Origin of the sequence: Polynucleobacter sp. AP-Reno-20A-A9 (assembly GCF_018882085.1) — a bacterium.
In the GTDB taxonomy this organism is placed as follows: Bacteria; Pseudomonadota; Gammaproteobacteria; order Burkholderiales; family Burkholderiaceae; genus Polynucleobacter.
In genome coordinates this window covers 271461-292821 of sequence record NZ_JACVPB010000003.1, presented here as the reverse complement: position 1 = coordinate 292821, position 21361 = coordinate 271461, and the positions used below count along the sequence as shown (strand labels likewise).

Genomic DNA, 21361 nt, shown 5'->3' with positions numbered 1-21361 from the left:
TACTCCCAAGCCAAACTCAATGCTGTAGCAAGGCAACTTAATGAACGCCCTAGAAAAACACTAAACTATCAAACACCGGCAGAACGTTTTGCCCAATCTGTTGCATCGACGGGTTGAAATCAAGGCCATAAGCGGCCGTTAGTGACGTGGATTTCAACCTTAGATTTGGCCGATCCAAATCAAGCAGATTGAAAAAAGGATTTCATCAAAAGCTAGACGGCTAAATTTGATTAAAGTAGACTAAAACCTTATATAGGGAGTTAGTTTGGCATGACTAAAGAAGCTACCCCGGGGCCTTCAGCCCCTGATTTTCATATTCTCTTTGAGTCCGCTCCGGATCCATATCTAGTGTTGGATTCTAGTCTCAACATTGTTGCCGTAAGTAACGCTTACTTGAGGGCAACTCTAACAGTGAGGGAGCAGATTCTTGGCAAACAAATATTTACTGTGTTTCCCGATAATCCAGATGATCCCGGGGCTGAAGGGGTTAGAAACCTCAAGTTATCTTTACAGCGAGTGCTGAAAAATCAAAAGCCGGATCCTATGGCGGTCCAAAAATATGACATCAAGCGGCCGGAAATTGATGGGGGTGGTTTTGAAGAGAGATTTTGGAGCCCCATCAATACCCCAATATTTGATGCTCAAGGTCAAATTATTTACATAATTCATCGAGTTGAGGATGTTACTGATTTCGTAAACCTTAAGAATCAAGGCAAAGAGACCATTAAATTGACGGAAGAGCTTCGGGAAAAAGCCCTTCGCATGGAGACAGAAATTTTTGCGCGGTCAAAAGAAGTTGCCGCAACTAGTGCCGAACTTAAGCATGCTAATGCGGAGTTAAAGGTTCTATATGCAAAAACGCAGGAGCTAGATCAACTTAAAACCAATTTCTTTGCCAATATGAGTCATGAGATTCGTACACCAATGAATGCAATTCTTGGATTGACTTATCTACTCAAGAGGCATACTCCAACACCCGAGCAAGATGAAAAGCTCGACAAGATTGCGGTAGCTAGCAGGCATTTGCTTTCCATCATTAATGACATTTTAGATTTCTCGAAGATAGAGTCGGGCAAACTAATTCTAGAAAAGGCTACGTTCCCCGCAAGTGCAGTTCTTGATCACACACGCTCCCTATTGGAGGATGCGGCAGTTGCAAAGGGCCTAACTATTGAAGTTGAATACAACGATATCCCCGTGTGGTTAATTGGAGATCAGACAAGGTTGCGCCAGGCCTTATTGAACTACGCGGGAAACTCCATCAAATTTACAGAGCATGGAAAAATCGTTCTTCGAGGCAAGTTGCTTGAGGATTATGGCGATGAAGTATTGGTCCGCTTTGAGGTTGCCGATACGGGAATTGGTATTGAGCCTGATAAGATTTCTGAGCTATTCCAGGCATTTAAACAGGTTGATTCATCTACAACTCGAAAATATGGAGGCACTGGCTTGGGGTTGGCTATTACCCAAAAGTTGTCTGGCTTAATGGGCGGTAGCGTTGGTGTTGATAGTCAGTTTGGCAAGGGGAGCACCTTTTGGTTTACCGCTAGGCTAGGCAAAGGTACCGCAATTGAGATTGCCAAAGTCGATGATGCTGAACTTGCCATTAAAACCAAACATTCGAATGCTTACATTCTCTTGGTTGAGGATGACCTAATCAATCAGGAGGTTGCCAGAACACTCCTTGTCGATGCGGGTCTGCGGGTTGACATTGCTGGAGACGGTAAGCAGGCGGTAGATAAGGTAGGTGCAAATAACTATGACCTGGTGTTAATGGATTTACAAATGCCGGTCATGGATGGGTTGGAGGCAACCAAGCTGATTAGGCAAATGCCAAACAAAAAATCATTACCTATCTTGGCGCTCACGGCAAATATTTTTGAGGAATATCGGCGCAAATGTGCCGAAGCAGGAATGAATGATTTTGTTGGCAAGCCAGTAGAGCCAATGGCTTTGTTCGCGACAATATTAAAGTGGTTGCCAAAATCGGTTGGGGGTGGAATAAAAATCATGACCCCAATCTACCAGTCAGGAAATCACACCAATCCGGCTCAGGTAAATTTACAGACCCAACTTGCCAAAATAGAGGGTTTAGATATTGAAAGGGGGCTATTGGTTACCAGCGGGAAGATTGAGAAATTTTGGGAATTATTAAAAGACTTTGTTGCCTTACATCAGGACGACATTGGCAGGCTTAATAACTTGATAGATAACAATGTTATTGGTGAACCGACTCGGATTGCGCATGCGCTGAAGGGGGCTGCAGGCACTTTAGGTCTTGTTCAGATTCAATTGGTTGCCACCAAATTAGAGGCTGCATTAAGCGCTGGTAATACCAGGGTAGAGCCTCTACTGAGTGAAATCCAGAAATTACTAGATGCACTACAACTTAGGGTGGCTGAAATTGTGAAATCGGATGTTGCCCCTCTGGTCCAGGCCAATTTTCCATTGGCTATGAATGTACTAACTAGCCTCATTCCTTTGCTGCAATCGGGAAGCTTTAAGGCTAGCCAAAACTTTAAAGAGAATCGCCCCCTCATTCGCGCCAGCATTGATAGGGTTCTGATGGCCAGCCTTGAGTCCGCGATGGAGAATTATGATTTCCCAGGAGCGCTAAAAATAATTGAGGATATTCAAAGTGCGGAAAACTCAAGTCAGGGAGTTAAATAAATGAATATAAATGAGGAAAACAATAAACCGATAGTATTAGTAGTCGATGACAATCCCGACAATATGACCGTTGTTAGTGATTTGCTCATGCCTTTTTATGAAATTTTAGTCGCACCCTCAGGAAAACGAGCGTTAGAGATCTTGGATTCAGAGCGCATGCCTGATCTCATCTTATTGGATGTCATGATGCCTGACATGGATGGATATGAGGTTATCAGCCATTTAAAAAATAACCCAAAAACCAAAGACATCCCGGTAATCTTTTTGACCGCAATGGATTCCACGCGAGATGAGGAAAAGGGGCTTGAGCTTGGAGCGGTAGACTATGTTACCAAGCCTATTCGCCCATCCATCTTATTAGCAAGAGTTCGTACTCAGGTTGAATTTAAAAAGGCCCGCGATATTTTGCAAAATCAAAATGTCTATTTAGAGTCCGAAATTGCTAAGCGAATGAAGGAAAATGAAACTATTCAAGATGCCAGCATTAGAGCGCTTGCACGATTAGCTGAAGTTCGAGACGATGCTACGGGAAAGCATTTGCTCCGCACATCGTTGTATGTAAAAACATTAGCGCAAATTCTGCAAAAAGATCCCAGATATTCTTTGTTGCTTTCTGACCGCGTGATCGTTCTTTTGGCTAAGTCTGCGCCCCTGCATGATATTGGAAAGGTTGGAATTCCAGATCGCATATTGATGAAGCCTGGAAAGCTTACCGATGAAGAGTGGGTGATCATGAAGACCCATGCGTGGCTTGGGGCGCATGCAATTGAAATGGCGGAAAAAGACTCCGAGGTGTCTTTGGAGTTTTTAAAGTTAGCAAAAGAAATTGCGCATTGGCACCATGAGAAGTGGGATGGTTCCGGCTATCCTGACGGCCTCAAATGGGATGAGATCCCAATCTCTGAGAAGTTGATGGCAATAGCTGATGTATTTGATGCGCTTGTATCAAAGCGGGTCTATAAGGAAGGCTTCTCTTATGAGAAAACGCATGAAATTATGGCCGCCGGTAAAGGCAATCATTTTGACCCTGTTATAGCGGATGCATTTTTAGAAAATTTTGATGCGTTTACCCAAATTGCCGATCTTCATAAGGATGAGGCTGGTGCAGAAAATCTTCAGCATTGATGGGTTTTTGGTCGTGAGGCTGCTTTGGGTCGCAAGCCGACTGTAGCTGCTGCTAGCTTAGTTTCTTCAGAGCCTCTAGATATTTCTCGGGATTGAGTGGTTGACCTTCACGCTGCGCTTCCCACATCACCTGTCCGAGGCACTCCATCATGACGTGCTGTGCTTCGTGCATTGAGCCTAACTTCAGTGATAGTTTGTCTGCAATCTCTTTAATGCCGGGTGGCTGATTGATCAAGATCTGCTCGCTAATCGATAGGTGCATTGATAGATGCAAAAAGGGATTAGTTTCGCCACGTTCTGGCGTGTAGTCCTGAGCTAGGGCACCCTCTGGATCTTTGAGTAAGTCGTGGTATTCGGGGTGCTCTACCATCCAATCGCTAGCCAGCATTTCCATTGGATCAAGAATATGATTTTCCGTTTTCTTTTTCCAGGCATCACAAAAAAAGCGACGTACTTCTTCACGAGTTGGATTAAATATCGCCACGAACTTTTCCTTTGCCAGTTTTTTGTTTAAAGCCACATAGTGGTTCTACTATGCATTGTGCGCAATCTGGATTACGTGCCTTACAGGTATATCGACCATGCAGAATAAGCCAGTGATGAGCATCTAATAGATATTCTTTAGGTACACGCTTAAGTAATTGCTGCTCCACCTTGAGAACATCCTTGCCTGGCGCTAGGCCAGTTCGGTTAGAGACTCTAAAAATGTGAGTATCAACAGCCATGGCGATTTGTCCAAAGGCAGTATTCAGTATGACATTGGCTGTTTTCCTGCCAACACCTGGTAGAGCTTCTAATTCTTCGCGGGTCTGCGGTACTTCTCCACCATGTTTCTCAAGGAGTAGTCGACAGGTTTCCTGAATATGCTTACCTTTAGAGTTAAATAATCCAATATGCTGAATAAAAGGTCTAACACCTTCTTCACCAAGATCTAAAAGGGCTTGCGGGGTATTGGCAACTTTATAGAGTTTGCGCGTTCCCTTGTTGACTGAAATATCGGTTGCTTGTGCCGATAGTAATACTGCAATTAATAACTCAAATGGCGAGCTATATTCCAGCTCAGTTTCTGGTTTGGGATTATTGGCTTTAAGCTGCTCAAAAAAAGCACGACGCTTTTCTGGATTCATCATTTCTTTTGCTGGGCTCGTGCAATCGCTGCTGCAATGATGGCGCGTTTGCGTTCTTGCTCTTTTAGTTCATCTATTGATGATGGGCTTTCTGCATTGACCGCCTCTAATTTAGTCGCAGCTTTCCTGGCTAAGCGATCATCATTATCTTTTTGCTCTCTATCTAGTCGTTTTTCTCGATCGTGATAACGAGTGCGAGAAATGTCTGCCAAGTCTTGAGACCAGGCATCCCAGCCAGTTTTATTTTCAGTGACATCAATCATACTGATGCAATCTACTGGGCATGGCGGAATGCAGAGATCACAACCAGTACACCACTCAGTCAGCACCACGTGCATTTGTTTAGAGGCGCCAACAATCGCATCGACGGGACATGCCTGAATGCATAAGGTGCAGCCAATACACTTTTGTGGGTCGATAAAAGCAACTGGCCTGGGGCGTTCAACTCCACATTCTGGATCAATGGTGGGGTGAAGCTCAAAAGCATCTTGTGGGTAGATAGGCATTAGCACCTTGCTCAGACGCTCAATACCTTCAACCCCACCAGGTGGGCAGCGATTCGGCAAGACATCCCCACTAGCCATTGCTTCTGCATACCCCCTGCAGTCTGGGTATCCGCATTTAGTGCATTGCGTTTGTGGAAGAAGATCTTCTAGGCGATTAGTGAGTTCATTCGCCTGATTGATTTTCATTGAATTGCTAGTTCCTAAGTAAATGAGAGACGCTGTGGTCTCTCATTTTGTCGGGTTTATTTTGCGTTTAGTTTGGGTAAACGCGCTTTAGTCTTTCTTTGCGCGGGTTGGTGGTCGCGAATAAAGGATTTGATCTTTGGGTACACTTTCTCACGCCAACGACGACCAGCGAAGATGCCGTAGTGACCTGCGCCCATTACTTCGTAGTGATCTTTATCTTGCTTTGGAATGCCTGCGCATAAAGCATGTGCAGAGCGTGTTTGACCACTTCCAGAGATGTCATCTAACTCACCTTCAATAGTGAGGAGAGCGGTCTTTTTAATGTCTTGTGGTTTAACAAGTTCACCAGACACTTCCCAAGTGCCGTTTGGCAATGAATAGTCTTGGAAAACAGTCTTAATGGTATCCAAGTAGAACTTGGAGTCCAAGTCTAGAACGGCGTTGTACTCATCGTAGAAGCGGATATGTGATTCCGCATCTTGTTCGTCGCCGCGTACTAAGTTTTGGAAGTAATCCCAATGAGACTGTAAATGGTTCTGTGGGTTCATGGCGATAAAGCCAGTGTGCTGCAAGAAGCCTGGATAAACACGACGCCCAGCGCCTGGATAGTTAGGCGGTACGTTATAAATCACATGACTCTCAAACCACTCAAAAGACTTTTGATCAGCTAAGTTATTGACTGCGGTTGGTGACTTGCGTGCATCAATTGGGCCGCCCATCATGATCATGGAGGCTGGCGTTGCTTCACCAGCAGAAGCCATCAATGAGATTGCGCCTAAGGTTGGGACTGTAGGTTGGCAAACAGAAATCACATGTAAGTCTTTGGCGCCGATCGTGCGAATGAATTCTTGTACGTAATGAACGTAGTCATCAAGACCAAATTCACCATCTTCTGTCGGCACCAAACGCGCATCAATCCAATCGGTGATGTAAACCTTATGGTCTTGCAATAGGGTGCGAACTGTGTCGCGCAATAAAGTGGAGTGGTGCCCAGATAATGGAGCAACTACCAATACTGTTGGATCTTCTTTGAGTTTCTTGATGACTTCGACATCATCGGAGAAGCGCTTAAAGCGTACTAAGTTACAAAATGGCTTTGCAACCGCAGTTCTTTCGTGAATGGCAACTTCTTTGCCATGGGCTTGTACTGAGCGAATACCAAACTCTGGCTTCTTGTAGTTTTTGCCTAAGCGATAGAGGAGTTCATAGCTAGCAGCCAATCGATCTGATCCCGGGACCTTAGAGGCTGGATTAGAAGCATTAATAAAAGCTTCTGAAGCAGCGCGTGCCCAAGAACTAACGGGTTGAAGTAAGGCTTTTTGAAACTCATGTAACTGATATAGCATGGTACCTCCGGTAATTCAGTGTATCCGCTTATTACGCCAATACGCGGGCGATTGCTTTAGCCACTTTATCAATATTTTTTGTATTAAGGGCTGCAACACAAATGCGTCCAGTAGAAAGGGCATAAATGCCGTCCTCTTTCTGTAAGCGATCAACTTGCTCAGCTGTTAAGCCTGAGTAAGAAAACATTCCACGTTGCTTCTCGATAAAAGCAAAGTCTTGCTTTACACCAGCAGCAGCGAGTTTTTCAACCAGACCATGACGCATTGCTTTAATGCGGTCACGCATTTCTGCCAACTCATCTTCCCAAAGCTTGCGTAATTCTGGTGAATTTAAAACAGCGGCAGCAATGGCAGCGCCGTGAGTTGGAGGGTTGGAATAGTTTGTACGAATAACACGCTTCAATTGTGAAAGGACGCGCGTGGATTCATCTTTGCTTTGTGTCACGATAGACAGGGCGCCAACACGCTCACCATAGAGCGAGAATGATTTTGAGAAAGAGCTTGATACAAAGAAAGACATGCCTGAGTCAGCAAAGAGGCGAACTGCAATACCGTCTTTCTCAATCCCATCGGCAAAGCCTTGGTAGGCCATATCCAAGAAGGGGATTAGACCTTTGTTCTTGCAGATATCAATCACTTGGCGCCATTGCGCTTCTGTAATGTCTGCACCGGTTGGGTTGTGACAGCAAGCGTGCAACAAGACAGTTGTGTTCTTTGGGAAAGACTCTAAGGACTTCACCATGCCGTCAAAATCTACGCCACGTGTTTTGCCGTCAAAGTAGGTGTACTCGACAACATCAAAACCAGCAGATTCAAAAATGCCGCGATGGTTTTCCCAAGTCGGGTTGCTAATTGCGCAAGGTGCATTGAGGTTCAAGCGCTTAATGAAGTCAGCGCCAACGCGCAAGGCGCCAGTGCCACCAAGACATTCGGCAGTAACAACGCGACCATCTTTGATGAGTGCAGAGTCAGCGCCAAATAATAAGTTTTGCACTGCACTGTTGTATGGGTTTGGACCTTCGATTGGGATGTAGCTGCGTGGTGAGTGCTTTGCAACAATCGCCTCTTCAGCCTTAATCACGGCCTTGAGAAGTGGAACCTTACCTTCGTCGGTGTAATACACACCAACACCTAAATTCACTTTGTCAGCGCGTTGGTCTGCAACGTAGGCTTCTGTGAGGCCAAAAATAGGATCTTTAGGGGCTAGCTGGACTGAGGCAAACAGGGTCATTTGAGGTCGAAAGTGATGGTTAGAGGGTAATTGGGGGTGGTTTTATGTGTTGTTGACGTTAAATTCAGTTTAATTGTCGGTTTTTGAAGCCAGAATCAACTATTTCCTAAGAAAAACGGCAAAATCATTGTTTGTACAAAATTCGCTGTGAAGAAGTCTCACAGGTGAAATGATAGCCGAGATGCCCCCTAAGTTGCCCAAAACTGGTTCAAAAGCCGAAGTAAAAGAAGTGCAAAAAACCCCTGTGGCAGATCCCTTGGGTGAGGCTGGCCACGACCTCGATCCAGCCAAGTTTGTAAGCTTCCCAGACTCCCCTTATCAGCTCTATCAGCCATTTCCTCCCGCTGGGGACCAACCCCAGGCTATTGATGCCCTGGTTGAGGGGGTTGAGGATGGATTGACCTTTCAGACGCTCTTGGGGGTTACAGGGTCCGGTAAGACCTTCACGATGGCTAACGTCATCGCCAGAACAGGCCGTCCCGCCATCATTTTTGCCCCAAATAAGACTCTAGCCGCCCAGCTATATAGTGAATTTAGGGAGTTTTTCCCAAGAAATGCGGTTGAGTACTTCGTCAGTTACTACGATTACTACCAGCCAGAGGCCTATGTTCCGCAGCGCGACCTCTTTATTGAAAAAGATTCTTCTATTAACGAACACATCGAACAGATGCGTTTGTCTGCAACCAAGAGTTTGTTAGAGCGACGAGACGTCATTATTGTTGCGACCGTATCTGCAATTTACGGCATTGGTAATCCTGGCGACTATCACAGCATGGTGATGACTTTACGTCCTGGCGACAAGATGAGTCAGCGCGATATATTGATGCGCCTCATTGCTATGCAGTATGACCGCAATGAAACCGATTTCAAGCGCGGTGTATTTCGAGTGCGTGGCGATACCATCGATATTTTTCCAGCCGAACATAACGAGCTGGCAGTAAGGGTAGAGCTATTTGATGATGTTGTGGAGAGTTTGCAATTTTTCGATCCTCTCACTGGCAAGATTCGTCAAAAGATTCCGCGCTTCACTGTTTACCCAAGTTCTCATTACGTCACACCTCGCGATACTGTATTGAAGGCGATTGAAACGATCAAGACAGAATTGCGTACTCGCTTAGATGAGTTTGTGAAGGATGGAAAACTAGTTGAGGCACAACGCCTCGAGCAACGTACGCGATTTGATTTAGAGATGCTCAATGAATTGGGCTTCTGTAAGGGCATTGAGAACTACTCTCGCCACCTCTCCGGAGCCGCTCCTGGCGACGCCCCGCCTACGCTGGTTGACTATTTGCCCAACGATGCATTGATGTTCTTGGATGAGAGTCATGTCCTCATTGGGCAGCTGAACGCGATGTACAACGGAGATAAATCTCGTAAACATACTTTGGTGGAATTTGGATTCCGTTTGCCTTCGGCGATGGACAACCGCCCACTTAAATTTACTGAGTTTGAAACTAAAATGCGTCAAACCATTTTCGTTTCTGCAACACCGGCTGATTATGAGAAAACACATCAAGGTCAAGTAGTCGAGCAAGTAGCAAGACCAACCGGTTTGGTTGATCCAGAAATTGAAGTGTTGCCAGCAAGTACACAGGTTGATGATTTGTTGGACCAAATTCATGCACGCGTCAAAGTGCATGAACGAGTTCTGGTAACTGTATTGACCAAACGCATGGCTGAGCAATTAACAGACTATCTTTCTGATAATGGTGTCAAGGTACGCTATGTTCACTCCGATATCGATACGGTAGAGCGTGTAGAAATTTTGCGTGACTTACGTTTGGGTGTCTTTGACGTACTGGTTGGTATTAATTTATTGCGCGAAGGCTTGGATATTCCTGAAGTATCTCTTGTGGCAATTTTGGATGCCGATAAAGAAGGTTTCTTACGCTCAGAACGCAGTCTGATTCAGACCATTGGTCGCGCTGCTCGTAACGTTCGTGGCAAAGCCATTTTGTACGCTGATCGCATTACCGACTCCATGAAGCGTGCAATGGGTGAGACCGAAAGGCGTCGCATCAAGCAAATTGCCTTTAATAAGCTTCATGGAATTGAGCCCAAAGGGGTTCAAAAGCGCATTAAGGACATCATTGATGGTGTCTACGACGTTAAAGAGAAGCGCCAGGAGATGCAGGTGGAGCAGGAGCGGGCTCACTATGAAGATATGGGTGAGAAAGACTTGGCAGCCGAAATTAAGCGTCTGGAGAAGCAAATGAACGCTGAAGCTAAGAATTTGGAGTTTGAAAAGGCTGCCAGCACCCGCGATAGGCTGACCAAGGTCAAGGAAATGGCTTTTGGGGCTAGGTCTAGGGACTCTGTCTAAGGATCGATCAGCTAATTCCTGGTTTGTATTGAGGTTTTTTGGGATAACTCCCGAGCAATTTAATGGGGAATATGGTAAAGTTGAGTGGAATGGTCGGGTATTACCCGCCCGACTGTTAGCTGTCCATAACAATCCATTACCAAGGTGACATATGAGACTTACAACCAAAGGTCGTTTTGCAGTAACCGCAATGATTGATTTAGCCCTGCGTGAAACGCATGGCCCCGTAACTTTGGCCGGAATTAGCCAAAGACAAAAGATATCCCTTTCTTATCTCGAGCAATTGTTCGGTAAATTACGCCGTTTCAATATCGTGGAGAGTACTCGTGGTCCTGGTGGTGGTTACACCTTGGCACGTCCATCCTCTGAGGTAAGTGTGGCTGACATCATTGTTGCAGTCGATGAGCCTCTCGATGCAACCCAATGTGGCGGTAAAGGCAACTGTCACGCCGATGAAGAAAATCATGGTCGTTGTATGACGCATGATCTCTGGAGTAATCTCAATTCCAAAATGGTTGAGTACCTGAGTTCAGTGAGCTTAAAAGATTTGGTTCACCAGCAAGAAGGGCGCGGCATTGTGATTCAAGATATGCGCCAAAAGAAAATTAAAGTTGAAAGTACAAAAGCAGATAAGCCTGCTTCGGCGCTTGCAGCCAAAAAAGAAGTAGCACCCAAAGCGCCATTAGTGAATTCCGTATTCAATTTGGCGCGCCAAAGTTAACAACACATTACCTACCGATAAATAAACCATGAACGCACCACAAGCTTTACCGCAACAACCGGTTCCAATGTTTAGTCCTGAACACTTTCCTGTGTACATGGACTATTCAGCTACCACGCCGATTGATCCTCGCGTGGTTGACAAAATGTTGCCTTATTTGCGTGAGCAGTTTGGTAACGCGGCTTCCCGTAGTCATGCTTATGGCTGGGCTGCAGAAGAGGCGGTTGAGTGGGCGCGTTCAGAAGTTGCTCAATTAGTACATGCCGATCCAAGAGAGATTGTGTTTACTAGTGGCGCCACTGAAAGTATTAACTTGGCATTAAAGGGCGCGGCGCATTTTTACAAAGATCGCGGTAATCACATCATTACCGTTAAGACTGAGCACAAGGCAACTTTAGATACTTGTCGTGAGCTTGAGCGTGAAGGTTATGAGGTTACTTATTTAGACGTATTGCCTAATGGCCTAATTGATTTTGCACAGCTTGAGGCTGCAATGAAGCCGGGTACGATTTTGGCTTCAGTGATGTACGTCAATAATGAAATCGGTGTTGTGCAAGACATTCCTGCAATTGGTGAGTTGTGCCGTTCACGTGGCGTGATTTTTCATGTGGATGCAGCACAAGCAACCGGCAAAGTAGATATTGACTTAGAAAAGATCAAAGTGGATTTGATGAGCTTTTCTGCGCACAAGACTTATGGCCCTAAAGGTATTGGCGCCTTGTTTGTGCGTCGTAAGCCACGTATCCGTATTGAAGCGCAGATTCATGGCGGCGGCCATGAGCGCGGTATGCGTTCCGGAACTCTCGCAGTTCACCAGATCGTAGGAATGGGTGAGGCCTTCCGCATTGCTCGTGTTGAGATGATCGAAGAGAATAGGCGTATTCGTGGACTGCGTGATCGCTTGCTCAATGGTTTGAAAGATATTGAAGAAGTCTATGTCAACGGTGACATGGATGATCGTGTTCCGCACAACCTCAACATTAGTTTTAACTATGTTGAAGGTGAGTCCATGTTGATGGCGCTGAAAGATTTGGCGATCTCTTCTGGTTCAGCCTGTACCTCGGCATCCCTAGAGCCTTCTTATGTATTGCGTGCCCTGGGTCGCAACGACGAGTTGGCACATAGTTCTATTCGTTTTACCTTGGGTCGCTTTACGACTGAAGAAGAAGTGGATTTCACTATCAAGTTGGTAAAAGAAAAGATTGCCAAGTTGCGTGAGTTATCGCCACTCTGGGAAATGTATAAAGATGGAATCGATATCAGTACGATTCAATGGGCTGCACACTAAAAGATATTTAAAGATAAAGAAATTAAAGAGGAAACACCATGGCATATAGCGAAAAGGTCATCGACCACTACGAAAATCCCCGCAACGTTGGCTCATTTGAAAAGGGCGACGACAGTGTAGGTACCGGCATGGTTGGAGCCCCAGCCTGCGGCGACGTAATGAAGTTACAGATTCGCGTGAATGATCAAGGCGTAATCGAAGATGCAAAGTTCAAGACTTATGGCTGCGGCTCTGCGATTGCTTCATCTTCTCTGGTAACAGAGTGGGTTAAGGGTAAAACTTTGGATCAAGCTCTAGAGATTAAGAATTCACTCATCGCTGAAGAGTTGGCTTTGCCTCCTGTAAAAATTCACTGTTCTATTTTGGCTGAAGATGCTATCAAAGCAGCAGTGGCGGATTACAAAGAAAAGCATCCAGCAAAGTAAGAGCAAAAAAGAAAAAGAAGCAGATAACTATGGCAATTACCTTAACTGACAAAGCAGCTGCACACGTAAACCGCAATCTTGAGAAGCGCGGCAAGGGTTGTGGCTTGCGCTTGGGTGTTCGCACAACAGGTTGTTCTGGCTTGGCGTATCAGCTCGAGTATGTTGATGAGCCTGCTGCTGAAGATCAAGTATTTGAGTCCAATGGTGTTAAGGTATTTATAGATCCAAAAAGCTTGGCTTATTTGGATGGTACGGAGCTAGACTTTGTGCGCGAGGGTTTGAACGAGGGATTTAAGTTTCAAAATCCAAACGTAAAAGATGAGTGTGGTTGTGGCGAATCCTTCCGCGTCTGACGATTACTTCCGCTTCTTTGGGCTACATCAGCAATTCAAAATCGATTTGCCTGCTTTAGATCAGGCATACCTCGCGATTCAGAAGGAAGTGCATCCCGATCGCCATGCGCGTGGTAGCGATGCTGAACAGCGCCTTGCCATGCAGATGGCTACCTTTGCTAACACTGCTGTGCAAACACTGAAGAGTCCTATTCAACGCGGCCTCTATATTTGCCAGCTTCATGGCGTTGATGCCAAGTTAGAAACCAATACTGCCATGCCCGCTGCTTTTCTCATGAAGCAAATGGAATGGCGTGAGAATTTAGATGAGCAAGCAGAAGACTTGCCTGCTTTAGAGACTTTGATGGCTGAAGTTGAGCAATCTAAACAAGATACGCTTGCAGAAATTGCCCAAGCGATTGATGGTGCCAAGAACTACGCACGCGCCGCTGAGCTACTTCGCGGCTTACTCTTTATCGATAAGTTTGCGGTTGAGCTTGACGACACCATCGCAGCCTTAATCTAGTTCTCACTCAAGCTAAACTCTACCTCCTATGGCCTTATTACAAATCTCTGAACCTGGTAAATCGCTGGCGCCCCATCAGCGCCGCATTGCCGTGGGTATAGATTTGGGAACCACCAATTCATTAGTGGCAATTGTGCGTGATGCCTTGCCTAAGGTTCTGCCTGATGCCCAAGGGCGTGAACTTCTTCCATCCGTAATCCGTTATTTGCCCAATGGCAGAACTCAAGCTGGCTTTGAGGCGCTTGAGAGCGTGGTGATTGACCCAAAAAACACTATTGTTTCAGTGAAGCGCTTTATGGGTCGTGGCTTATTGGATGTGGAGAATATTGAAAGCGCCCCATACGACTTTGTTGATCAACCCGGTATGCTTAAACTCAGAACAGTTGCTGGGGATAAGAGTCCAATTGAAGTCTCCGCAGAAATCTTGGCGCGCTTGCGCCAACTAGCGGAAGACTCTGTATCTGATGAGATTGTTGGCGCTGTGATCACAGTGCCCGCTTATTTTGATGATGCGCAACGTCAAGCAACCAAAGATGCCGCCAAGTTAGCTGGCATTGAAGTTCTGCGCTTATTGAATGAGCCGACTGCTGCTGCGATTGCTTACGGATTAGATAATGCCTCTGAAGGTATTTATGCCGTTTACGACCTAGGTGGCGGCACCTTTGACATTTCTATACTGCGCATGAGTCGCGGTGTATTTGAGGTGCTCTCTACTGGTGGTGATTCTGCTCTAGGGGGCGATGACTTTGATCACCGCTTGTATTGCTGGGTGATTGAGCAAGCCAAGCTTCCCCCTTTATCAATACACGATCATCGTACGCTTCTGCAGGCCTGTAAGCATGCCAAAGAGCTGCTCAGTCACAACCCCCTAGCGCGTGTGCATGAGACTCTCGCGGATGGCACGGTGGTAAATGTTGGAGTCAGTCAGGCGCAGCTCTTTGAGATAACTCAAAACCTAATTACAAAGACCTTGATGGCTTGTAAAAAAGCTTTGCGCGACGCCGGCCTTAAAGCGGAAGACGTTAAAGGTGTTGTGATGGTTGGCGGTTCAACCCGTATGCCGAATGTGCAACGTGCCGTAGGTGAATTGTTTGGTACACAACCCTTAAATAATTTAAATCCTGATCAAGTCGTTGCATTAGGTGCTGCAATGCAGGCTGACTTATTGGCCGGCAACCAGAGTAAAGACGATGAATGGCTTTTATTGGACGTCATTCCGCTATCGCTCGGTCTTGAAACTATGGGCGGCCTAGTAGAAAAAATCATTCCGCGTAATACGCCAATTCCGGTGGCAAGAGCACAAGACTTCACGACCTTTAAAGACGGCCAGACTGCATTGGCCGTTCAAGTGGTGCAGGGCGAGCGCGAACTTGCGCAAGACTGCCGTTCATTAGGCAAGTTTGAATTACGCGGCATACCAGCAATGGCTGCAGGTGCAGCGCGCATCCGGGTCACCTTCCAGGTGGATGCCGATGGTTTATTGTCTGTAAGCGCCGTAGAGCAAGGTTCTGGCGTGAAAGCATCCATTGATATCAAGCCTTCTTACGGCTTAACCGATGCAGAAATTGCTCGCATGCTGCAAGATGGCTTTGCATCTGCTAAAGAGGATTTACTTTCTAGATCGTTGCGTGAAGAGCAGGTTAATGCGCAGCGCTTACTAGATGCAGTACAAACAGCGTTAGCAAGTGATCGCTCTTTATTGAACTCAAAAGAGCAAAAAGAGGTTGATCAAGAAATGGCAACCCTGCAAAAAATCTTAAATGAAGAAACTGATAGTGCCATTGTTCGCAAGGCCGTTGATCATGCCGCCAAAGCGACTGATGACTTTGCGCAAAAACGCATGAACGCTAGTATTCAAAAAGCTCTATCTGGCAAGAACGTTGCTGAAATTTAAGTAAACAAAATACAAACCGAATACCAATAGAAAAGAATCATGACTCAAATCGTTGTCCTACCGCATAGTGAATATTGCCCTGAGGGTGCAGTTGTTGAGGTTGCCCCAGGCACTTCAATTTGTGAAGCCTTGTTAGAGAATGACATTCCGATTGAGCATGCTTGCGATATGGTGTGCGCATGCACTACCTGCCATGTGGTTGTGAAGGAAGGTTTCAACAGTCTTAATCCTCCAGATGAGAATGAGGAAGACATGCTTGACCGTGCATGGGGGTTAAACCCACAATCCCGTTTGTCATGTCAGGCGATTGTTGCCAAAGAAGACTTGGTGATTGAGATTCCAAAATACTCCATTAATCATGCTAAAGAAAATCACTAAATCGAGTTAAGCAAATTCATAAAGTTTTTTACCTTTCCCCTTGTTTTATTTTTAGCGGTAATTAATTTTACGAGAGCAGATCAAGATCAACGCCAGTATTAAAGTGAGTTGATTGTTTAATTTTCCGCACCCCTACAATGCCATTCATTAAAAATATTCCAGGAATACTTTTTGCAACTGTAGTTGCCTTGGTGGCCATAGAAATGTCCAGCAGGTATCCTGCATTAGGAAAAAATGGCTTAAGTATTCTTACTCTAGCTATTTTGATTGGGATTGCGATTGGCAATATGCCAATTTACAAATTTTTAATTTCTTATTGTGGCTCTGGAATTAACTTTTCTAAGCAAAGAGTACTGCGCTTGGGTATTATTTTGTATGGTTTTAGGCTGACGTTCCAAGATATCGGCGATGTGGGTATTGGCGGCATTGTGATTGATGTGATTATGCTGACTTCCACATTCGTCTTGGCAGTCTATCTAGGTATGAAATATTTCAAATTAGACCGAGATACTTCTTTCTTAATTGGTGCGGGCAGCTCAATTTGTGGTGCTGCTGCAATCTTGGCGACTGAGCCCATTCTGAAAGCAAGTAATGAGCGTGTTGCTGTTGCAATCTCCACTATTGTTATATTTGGCACAATTTCAATTTTTATATATCCCATTATTTATTCTTATGCTTTACTTCATTACGCCGAGTATTGCAGCCCAGAAAAATTTGGTATCTTTATTGGCTCAACTGTTCACGAAGTAGCTCAGGTAGTCGCAACAGCCGATGCTATTGGTGACGAAGTTACTAACATTGCCGTGATTGCCAAAATGGTGCGGGTGATGATGTTGGCGCCATTTCTAATTGTGATTGCAACTTTTGTGTCTTTTTCTGAAAAGGCAAGCAAGAACTCTGCTATTGGTGGTAAGGCCAGTAGGGATGCAAAAAAATCGATTGGTAAATTTTTCCCGGTATTTGCAATCTTCTTTTTGATCGCTATTGGAATTAATTCAACAGGCTATATTAGCGAGCCCATTCGCGCCGGCCTTACCTATCTAGATAACTTTTTATTGGCTTTAGCTATGGGAGCTCTTGGGTTGACCACTCATCTTTCTGCTGTAGCCAAGGCGGGAATAAAGCCATTAAAGCTAGCAGCCATTTTGTTTGCATGGCTGGTGATTGGTGGGATGGTGATCAATATTGCTGTGAGTAAGTTGCTCTAAACCCATCGGCTTACTGCGCAACTGCTTCACGAATCATGCCTGCAGCGACAGTATGGTTGGTGGCTTCATCGATCAATATGAAGGCGCCAGTACGCTGAGACTGATCAAAGAAGTCCGCAACGATTGGCTTTTGCAAAATAAAATCAACACGGCCAATCTCATTGGTTGATAGTGTATGTACATTACTTGCTTGAGACAATGTTTGTACATCCAGGACTTGTTGAATGTTCTTTACTTTTGCGCCAACGGTATTGGTGGTGTGACGTAAAGCATATTTACGGCTCAAGGAAAGCGGCTCACTATCCAACCAGCATAAGTCGGCCGATAGTTGTTTGCTCAGTACTGGCAGATTGCTATCTTCCACACTGACAAATAAAGAGCCTCGAGATACATCAATGTCTTCTGATAATTGAATCGCTACAGCTTGACCAGTTTGAGCAAAATCCACAGCATTATTGCCATCGGTTTGTTTGCTTCTGGAGCGATTGCCTAGATAAATCTCAGCAACAGTTGCCTCAGAGCCTCCTGGCAATACTTTAATCTTTTGCCCCTTACGGATACTGCCTGACTCAATTTCTCCAAGGTAACCGCGGAAGTCATCTGAAGCGCTACCATCCTGGCGGGCTACATATTGAACAGGGAAGCGTAGTGACAGTTTTTCAGACTCAGGGCTGGCGTCTAAATTCTCGAGCCACTCAAGCAGGGTAGGGCCTTTGTACCAAGGAGTATTTTTACTGGCAGTAACCACGTTGGCGCCAAGCAATGCAGAGATCGGAATCAAAGTTGGCCTAGGTAGGCCAATCTTCTGGGTGAGATCCTCAATAGCAGTCTTGATGGTATTGAATACTTTCTCATCAAACTCATATAAGTCCATCTTGTTAACGGCAAACACAACATGGCGCAAGCCTAATAAATGCACAATGGCGGCGTGACGTTTCGTTTGCGCTAGCAAAGTTGCGGGAGAGGTGTTGAGATCAACACGGGTTGCATCCACCAAGATCACGGCCACATCCGATTGAGAGGCGCCAGTAACCAGGTTACGGGTGTACTGCTCATGGCCTGGGGCATCAGCAACAATAAATTTACGCTTTGGGGTAGAGAAGTAGCGATAGGCAACATCAATCGTGATCCCTTGCTCACGCTCAGCCTCTAAGCCATCAGTTAAAAGGGCTAAGTCAACTCCCGCATCAGATGAGGTAACGCGAGCATGCTTGGTCTTTGAGAGTGACTCCAACTGATCTACCAAAATAGACTTAGTGTCATAGAGTAAGCGTCCAATTAAAGTGCTCTTGCCATCATCTACGCTACCTGCGGTAATGAAGCGAACTACATTTTGGTGCTGGTTTTGAATGCTAATCATCAGAAGTAACCTTCTTTCTTGCGGCGCTCCATTGAGGCCTCATTGGTTTGATCGTCCATGCGAGTAGCGCCACGCTCTGTGATTTCAGAAATAGCAGTTTCAGCAATGATCTCTAGTGGAGTTGATGCAGTGCTGAGTACTGGACAAGTGCAACTAATATCACCCACAGTGCGGAAACGCACGCTCAGGACCTCACTGATATCATCTGCTGCTTTTGGCGTTACGTTAGTGACTGGAACTAATAAATTATTTTTCTTCACCACTTCACGCTGGTGTGTGTAGTAGATGCTTGGGAGCTCTAGATTCTCGCGAGCAATGTATTGCCAAATATCGAGTTCAGTCCAGTTCGAGATTGGGAAAACACGCATATTTTCACCTTTAGCAATGCGTGCGTTGTAGAGGTTCCAAAGCTCAGGGCGTTGTGCCTTGGGATCCCATTGGCCGAATTCATCGCGGAAAGAGAAGATACGCTCCTTAGCGCGAGCTTTTTCTTCATCACGACGGGCGCCGCCCATCAAGGCATCAAATTCATATTCAGCAATTGCCTCGAGCAAAGTCACTGCTTGGGCAGCATTGCGAGAATCAGTTGCTTTACGTAAGCGAACAGTTCCTTTTTTGATTGAGTCTTCAACGTGACCCACAATCAGCTTTACGCCAGTCTTTTCCACTACAGCATCACGATAGGCAATTACTTCTGGATAGTTATGACCGGTATCAATGTGCAAAATGGGGAAAGGTAATTTTACGGGGCGGTCGCCAAACTGAAATGCCTTACGCGCCAAGTGAAACATCACGATGGAGTCTTTGCCGCCAGAAAAAAGCATGGCTGGGTTGGAGCACTGAGCGACCACTTCGCGGATGATATAAATTGACTCGGCTTCAAGCCAATCTAAGTGATCATCCAGCAATTTTTGTTCTGACATTATATAAATTATTTCTACTAAGTTTTAATGATCAATTTGAATTATTTATTAACGTGCAAGCCACATTCTTTACTATCGCTTTGCAACCACCACCAGCGGCCAGCGCGAATGTCTTCATCCTTCTTCACCCGACGGGTGCAGGGTTCGCAGCCAATGCTAGGATAGCCCTTAAGGTGCAATGGATGAATCGGCACATTCTCTTGTTTGATGTAAGCCCAGATATCTGCCTCAGCCCAATCAAATAAAGGATTGAACTTTGCGATGCCTCGCGCATCATCAAGCTCTTCTAAATTGAGTTCGGTGCGGGTAGTAGATTGCTCGCGACGTTGGCCAGTAATCCAGGCATCTGCGCCAAGTAATGCAGCATTTAGCGGTTTAATCTTGCGTGCACCACAACATGCTTTCTTGGGCTCCTCGCCATCATAAAAACCATTCATACCATATTGATCAATAAAAGCCTGAACATCACTTTCTTGTGGATAGACTTTTTCAATGTATACGCCATAGCGGTCTTCAGTAGTTTTGACCATATCTACGGTTTCTTGATGAAGGCGGCCGGTAGCCAGGGTAAACAATTTGACGTTGGCAGCCGTCTTGCTAATGGCATCTGTAATCACCATGTCTTCAGCGGCAAGACTGGTGGCAAAGCGAACATCTGAAAAACGTTCTGAAATATCTACTAAGCGTTGCTGAAGGGTGGCGGATTTCTCGGCAAGCTCTGCAGTACTAAGGGTGCTTAGTGGAATAGACCAAAAATCAGGAGTAATCATGAGGTAACTAATTTAATTCCGACTAAAAATAAGGTTGCCGCAAGGGTGGTCCTGGTTGCACGTTCTGATAAGGTGCTGGATAACTTAGCGCCGAGCCAAATTGCAGGTACTGAACCTAGCAAAAGGCCGAATAACAAGTCAAAGTGCACGTTACCAAGCCACCAGTGACCCGCACCAGCTAAGGCCGTAAGCGGTACTGCATAGGCTATATCAGTGCCGGCAACTTGCGCAGGCTTGAGGTATGGATACAGAACCAAAATGAGCGTTGCGCCAATTGCACCTGCCCCGATTGAGGATACAGTGACTAATACGCCAATCACGGCACCAACAGTAGTGGTTGCTATTTTTAAATTAGTACCGCTAGGCAAAAAGTTAGGGTTGTCTTGTACCCATTTCAAAATCTTAGCCCTAAAAAAAAGTGAAGCCGCTGTAAGCAAGACAGAAATGCCAATTGAAATACTAATCAAATGATTGAAGTTCTTTGAAACTGGACCAACAAATTTGAGGGCAAGGATAGAGAAGATTGCAGTGGTAAGACTGCCTGCACAAAGAAGGCGAACAATATCCCAGCGAACATTGCCATGAAGTCTATGAGCAGCCGTACCAAAGCCTTTGGTGATTGCTGCAAAAGCCAAATCTGTTCCAACGGCCGTAGTTGGTGCTACACCAAAGATAATCGTGAGCAAAGGGGTCATTAATGAGCCACCGCCAACGCCAGTCATTCCCACCAATAGACCGACTAGTGCGCCAGAAATAATAAATTGTGAAGAGTCTATGAAAAATTGGATCATGATATTTGCCTCTCTTACTTAGGCAAATGATTGCTCGAATTCTTCGAGCTTTATTGCGTTCATGAGAAACAAAATTTGACGCTGAAAGCTTTTGCGCTCTTCAACTTGATCATGGGCTAGGCGATCATGCTGACGCAGTAAATTGGTGATGACTGGATTGAAGTGCTCTCTGACTGGTGACATTGCAATTCCTTGGTAAATATCTCGTTAGAGACAATGTACCAAGGGGTC

General features: G+C 45.5%; 21 protein-coding genes and 1 pseudogene. 12 read left to right on the top strand and 10 right to left on the bottom strand.

What is annotated here, in order from left to right; all coding sequences use genetic code 11:
- From ICN39_RS04720 to ICN39_RS04710, 3 genes and pseudogenes are all read left to right on the top strand, one after another.
- Positions 1–117 (top strand): annotated as a pseudogene (locus ICN39_RS04720) (IS30 family transposase); the annotation flags it as partial.
- A gap of 153 nt (positions 118–270) precedes the next feature.
- Positions 271–2670: a PAS domain-containing sensor histidine kinase gene (locus tag ICN39_RS04715; RefSeq protein ID WP_216232912.1), complete on the top strand. Its 2400-nt coding sequence runs from the start codon at positions 271–273 to the stop codon at positions 2668–2670.
- Positions 2671–3795: a two-component system response regulator gene (locus tag ICN39_RS04710; RefSeq protein ID WP_216232911.1), complete on the top strand. Its 1125-nt coding sequence runs from the start codon at positions 2671–2673 to the stop codon at positions 3793–3795.
- Between the two features lie 52 nt (positions 3796–3847).
- On the opposite strand, the gene ICN39_RS04705 is transcribed toward ICN39_RS04710, so the two are convergent.
- From ICN39_RS04705 to ICN39_RS04685, 5 genes are read right to left on the bottom strand one after another with little or no spacing between them, the layout of a single operon-like run.
- Entirely contained in the window at positions 3848–4273 is a 426-nt protein-coding gene (locus tag ICN39_RS04705; protein ID WP_216232931.1) for a DUF1841 family protein, read from the bottom strand.
- Positions 4266–4922, bottom strand: a complete 657-nt coding sequence (gene nth / locus ICN39_RS04700; RefSeq protein WP_216232930.1) for an endonuclease III — start codon at positions 4920–4922, stop codon at positions 4266–4268. The genes ICN39_RS04705 and nth overlap by 8 nt, the downstream gene beginning before the upstream one ends.
- The gene (gene rsxB, locus ICN39_RS04695) at positions 4922–5638 is read right to left on the bottom strand and encodes an electron transport complex subunit RsxB (RefSeq protein WP_370623689.1); all 717 of its coding nucleotides are present in this window, start codon (positions 5636–5638) and stop codon (positions 4922–4924) included. The genes nth and rsxB overlap by 1 nt, the downstream gene beginning before the upstream one ends.
- A gap of 32 nt (positions 5639–5670) precedes the next feature.
- Positions 5671–6960, bottom strand: a complete 1290-nt coding sequence (locus tag ICN39_RS04690; RefSeq protein ID WP_216232909.1) for a polyhydroxyalkanoate depolymerase — start codon at positions 6958–6960, stop codon at positions 5671–5673.
- Positions 6961–6991: 31 nt separating this feature from the next.
- Positions 6992–8191: an amino acid aminotransferase gene (locus tag ICN39_RS04685; protein ID WP_072583086.1), complete on the bottom strand. Its 1200-nt coding sequence runs from the start codon at positions 8189–8191 to the stop codon at positions 6992–6994.
- A gap of 169 nt (positions 8192–8360) precedes the next feature.
- Between ICN39_RS04685 and uvrB the strand changes: the two genes are divergently transcribed.
- From uvrB to ICN39_RS04640, 9 genes are all read left to right on the top strand, one after another.
- A complete protein-coding gene (gene uvrB, locus ICN39_RS04680; RefSeq protein WP_370623683.1) occupies positions 8361–10514 on the top strand; it encodes an excinuclease ABC subunit UvrB in 2154 nt (717 codons plus the stop codon).
- 151 nt (positions 10515–10665) lie between these two features.
- Positions 10666–11235: a Fe-S cluster assembly transcription factor gene (locus tag ICN39_RS04675; RefSeq protein ID WP_216232908.1), complete on the top strand. Its 570-nt coding sequence runs from the start codon at positions 10666–10668 to the stop codon at positions 11233–11235.
- Positions 11236–11263: 28 nt separating this feature from the next.
- Positions 11264–12523 (top strand): IscS subfamily cysteine desulfurase, encoded by a 1260-nt coding sequence (locus ICN39_RS04670; RefSeq protein ID WP_370623682.1) that lies wholly within the window; start codon positions 11264–11266, stop codon positions 12521–12523.
- Between the two features lie 38 nt (positions 12524–12561).
- Complete coding sequence (gene iscU / locus ICN39_RS04665; RefSeq protein ID WP_068322308.1) at positions 12562–12948, top strand: Fe-S cluster assembly scaffold IscU; 387 nt, start codon at positions 12562–12564, stop codon at positions 12946–12948.
- Positions 12949–12977: 29 nt separating this feature from the next.
- Positions 12978–13301, top strand: coding sequence for an iron-sulfur cluster assembly protein IscA (gene iscA / locus ICN39_RS04660; protein ID WP_072583082.1), 324 nt, complete (start codon positions 12978–12980; stop codon positions 13299–13301).
- Positions 13279–13806 (top strand): Fe-S protein assembly co-chaperone HscB, encoded by a 528-nt coding sequence (hscB, locus tag ICN39_RS04655; RefSeq protein WP_370623680.1) that lies wholly within the window; start codon positions 13279–13281, stop codon positions 13804–13806. The genes iscA and hscB overlap by 23 nt, the downstream gene beginning before the upstream one ends.
- 28 nt (positions 13807–13834) lie before the next feature.
- Entirely contained in the window at positions 13835–15700 is a 1866-nt protein-coding gene (gene hscA / locus ICN39_RS04650; RefSeq protein WP_216232906.1) for a Fe-S protein assembly chaperone HscA, read from the top strand.
- A gap of 39 nt (positions 15701–15739) precedes the next feature.
- A complete protein-coding gene (gene fdx, locus ICN39_RS04645; RefSeq protein WP_216232905.1) occupies positions 15740–16078 on the top strand; it encodes an ISC system 2Fe-2S type ferredoxin in 339 nt (112 codons plus the stop codon).
- Positions 16079–16215: 137 nt separating this feature from the next.
- Positions 16216–17286 (top strand): YeiH family protein, encoded by a 1071-nt coding sequence (locus ICN39_RS04640; RefSeq protein WP_216232904.1) that lies wholly within the window; start codon positions 16216–16218, stop codon positions 17284–17286.
- 10 nt (positions 17287–17296) lie between these two features.
- On the opposite strand, the gene ICN39_RS04635 is transcribed toward ICN39_RS04640, so the two are convergent.
- From ICN39_RS04635 to ICN39_RS04615, 5 genes are read right to left on the bottom strand one after another with little or no spacing between them, the layout of a single operon-like run.
- Complete coding sequence (locus ICN39_RS04635; protein ID WP_216232903.1) at positions 17297–18646, bottom strand: sulfate adenylyltransferase subunit 1; 1350 nt, start codon at positions 18644–18646, stop codon at positions 17297–17299.
- Positions 18646–19569 (bottom strand): sulfate adenylyltransferase subunit CysD, encoded by a 924-nt coding sequence (cysD, locus tag ICN39_RS04630; protein WP_216232902.1) that lies wholly within the window; start codon positions 19567–19569, stop codon positions 18646–18648. The genes ICN39_RS04635 and cysD overlap by 1 nt, the downstream gene beginning before the upstream one ends.
- A 41-nt stretch (positions 19570–19610) precedes the next feature.
- Entirely contained in the window at positions 19611–20339 is a 729-nt protein-coding gene (locus tag ICN39_RS04625) for a phosphoadenylyl-sulfate reductase (protein ID WP_216232901.1), read from the bottom strand.
- Entirely contained in the window at positions 20336–21130 is a 795-nt protein-coding gene (locus tag ICN39_RS04620; protein ID WP_216232900.1) for a sulfite exporter TauE/SafE family protein, read from the bottom strand. The genes ICN39_RS04625 and ICN39_RS04620 overlap by 4 nt, the downstream gene beginning before the upstream one ends.
- 18 nt (positions 21131–21148) lie before the next feature.
- Complete coding sequence (locus ICN39_RS04615) at positions 21149–21313, bottom strand: hypothetical protein (protein ID WP_216232932.1); 165 nt, start codon at positions 21311–21313, stop codon at positions 21149–21151.
- Between the last annotated feature and the right edge of the window lie 48 nt (positions 21314–21361).